The 2,314-nt window shown below is 67.4% G+C and carries 5 protein-coding genes; 2 read left to right on the top strand and 3 right to left on the bottom strand.

The window, feature by feature from the left end:
- Positions 1-356 (top strand): helix-turn-helix domain-containing protein (locus tag AX737_RS18455; RefSeq protein WP_066923968.1); only part of this gene is annotated, 356 nt, incomplete at its 5' end.
- Positions 357-374: 18 nt separating this feature from the next.
- On the opposite strand, the gene AX737_RS18460 is transcribed toward AX737_RS18455, so the two are convergent.
- Positions 375-563: a hypothetical protein gene (locus AX737_RS18460; protein WP_231343946.1), complete on the bottom strand. Its 189-nt coding sequence runs from the start codon at positions 561-563 to the stop codon at positions 375-377.
- A 272-nt stretch (positions 564-835) separates the two neighbouring features.
- Between AX737_RS18460 and AX737_RS18465 the strand changes: the two genes are divergently transcribed.
- Positions 836-1,576 carry an NYN domain-containing protein gene (locus AX737_RS18465; RefSeq protein ID WP_003602898.1) on the top strand — a complete coding sequence of 247 codons (741 nt, stop codon included), beginning with the start codon at positions 836-838 and terminating at the stop codon, positions 1,574-1,576.
- A 13-nt stretch (positions 1,577-1,589) separates the two neighbouring features.
- Here AX737_RS18465 and AX737_RS18470 read toward each other — a convergent pair whose 3' ends face one another.
- A complete protein-coding gene (locus AX737_RS18470; protein ID WP_026105495.1) occupies positions 1,590-2,066 on the bottom strand; it encodes a DUF411 domain-containing protein in 477 nt (158 codons plus the stop codon).
- Positions 2,067-2,085: 19 nt separating this feature from the next.
- Positions 2,086-2,314 (bottom strand): efflux RND transporter permease subunit (locus AX737_RS18475; protein WP_156453821.1); only part of this gene is annotated, 229 nt, incomplete at its 5' end.

Here is a 2,314-nt window from a genome sequence, read left to right on the forward strand (position 1 = left end):
CGGTCCGGTGGTACGAGAAGGTCGGGTTGCTGCCCCCGCCGGCGCGGTCGAGCGGCAACTACCGGCTCTACGGGCCCGAACACCTGCGCCGGCTGAGCTTCATCCGCCGCGGTCGCGCCCTCGGCTTCACCGTGGAGCAGATCCGGGACCTGCTCGCCTTGGCGGACGACCGGGATCGCTCCTGCGGCGAGGTCGACACCATCGCCCGCGCCCATCTCGCCCACGTGGAGCGCAAGCTGGCCGACCTGACCCGGCTCGCCTCGGAACTCCGCGAGGTCATCGGCCAGTGCGGCTGCGGGTCGGTCTCCGACTGCCGCATCATCGAGGCGCTATCGCCGTTGGGTGAACCCGCGTGAGCGATCTGGGCGCGGGGGTCAGCGAGCGACGTAGGGCATCATCAGCACTCGGCTCTCGAACAGCCCCTTGGCCGCGAACCCGCAGCACGCGACGGCGAGGACAGCGACCGTGATCGCGACGAAGGCTCGGCGCGCGGCGGTCCGGACGTGCGGCCTGATGCGACGGCGGCGGCCCGCGTTCCTCTGGCCCCAGGAATGGCGTTCCACGCGAACCGCCCCGTTCCGCCCGACGAGCATCGCAGGCTTGCCACCGCGACCTTAAGAGGCCCGGGGATAACATGCCGGCGGCCAAAGCCCGAAGGGCCGGCGCGGTCAACTCGCGAGAGACAAAAAGACAGTACTACGCGAGGCGAACTCAGGATAGAACAGCCTCGGAAACCAAGAAGCCCACAGGTTGGAACCTGTGGGCTTCACACGGGCCGGAACCCATGGGTTGCTGACGGCGCACCGTTCAGCGTTGACGGATCGGATATGAGTGCATGGAGCTGGATAGTCAAGCGGGAAAATCCAGGATCCGGGCTGCACTCTACATCGATGGCTTCAATTTGTATCATTCCGTCAATGATTTAGGAGAGCCCTTTCTGAAGTGGTGCAACTTCTGGAAGCTGGGGGAGTCGATCATCTCGCGCCAGTCGGAGGAGCTCGTTCGCGTCGTGTTCTGCACGGCCTATTACCCGGGCGATCACAGCAAGAAAATCCGCCACGAGCGCCTGGTCCGCGCCCTCAAACTGGTCGGCGTTGAGACCGTCCTCGGCCACTTCAGCCATGAAGACGCCAAGTGCCGGGACTGTGGCTCCACTTGGCAGAAGCCGACCGAGAAGGCGACGGACATCAATCTCGCGCTTAGCGTCTATGACGACGCAGTACAGGACGTCATGGATACTGCATATCTCCTGACCGCCGATACGGACCAGGCGGCGACAGCCAAGCTGTTCGCCAAGCGCTTTCCCGGCAAGAAGCTCGTCAGCGTCAGCCCCCCGGGCCGGACCCACTCGCAGCACATCCTGTCGCACACCCCGCACAAGATCGCGCTTAACCGGGAGCATATCGAGAGGGCGCTGTTCCCGGGGCTCGTCACCGCGGAGGGGCAGGCCTCCGTCATGCGCCCGCACGAGTACGACCCGCCGGCCGGCTACGTGATGTGGGACCAGCGTCCGAAGCCCGCGCCCAAGTCGGGGGCGAAGGCGGCCGCGCCGGCGGCGGCGATGCCCGAGCGCTGAATCCGCCGTGGCCTCAGGTTAGTTCCCCGCCGCGGTACCGCGCGAACGTCGACCGACCGTCCTTCCCAAACAGGACGACGTCGTAGGTATCAGGCTGCATGTCCTCGACCTCCATGCCGGGCGAACCGACCGGCATGCCTGGCACGGCCAGACCCATTCCCTCGGGTCGCTCCGCGAGGAGCCGCTTGATCGCCCCGGCCGGGACGTGCCCCTCGATCACGTAGCCGCCGACCTGGGCGGTGTGGCAGGAGGCAAGCTCGCGAGGCACCCCCAGGCGGATCTTGAGCGGGTTCACCGGGCCCTCGGTCACGGTGACGGTGAAGCCGGCCTCGCGCAGGTGGGTGACCCATCTCTCGCAGCAGCCGCAGCTCGGGTCCTTGGTCACCGCGACCATCGGCGGCCCCTCCGCCAAGGCGCCCCGTCCAAGCATCAGCCCCACCGCCAAACCCACGAGCACGGTACGTCTGGATGGCATCGCATCGCTCCTCATCGTCATCTACCGTTCGCTCTCACTCGGCCGCCTGCGGCAGCCGCATCGCCTCACCATCCGTCCCCTCGCGGACCGCGCCGGCCGGGGGCAGGCCCCGCCCCTTCACCAGGGCGTAGACCGCCGGGATGACCACCAGGGTCAGCACGGTCGAGGAGACCATCCCGCCGATCATCGGCACCGCGATGCGCTGCATGACCTCGGAGCCTGAACCGGTACTCCAGAGGATGGGCAGCAGGCCCGCCATGATG

This window comes from Methylobacterium sp. CCH5-D2, assembly GCF_001556475.1.
GTDB lineage: Bacteria > Pseudomonadota > Alphaproteobacteria > Rhizobiales > Beijerinckiaceae > Methylobacterium > Methylobacterium hispanicum.

Coding starts and splice junctions, on each gene's coding strand:
- AX737_RS18465 (WP_003602898.1), top strand. CDS start 836: ATGGAGCTGGATAGTCAAGCGGGAAAATCCAGGATCCGGGCTGCACTC.
- AX737_RS18470 (WP_026105495.1), bottom strand. CDS start 2,066: ATGAGGAGCGATGCGATGCCATCCAGACGTACCGTGCTCGTGGGTTTG.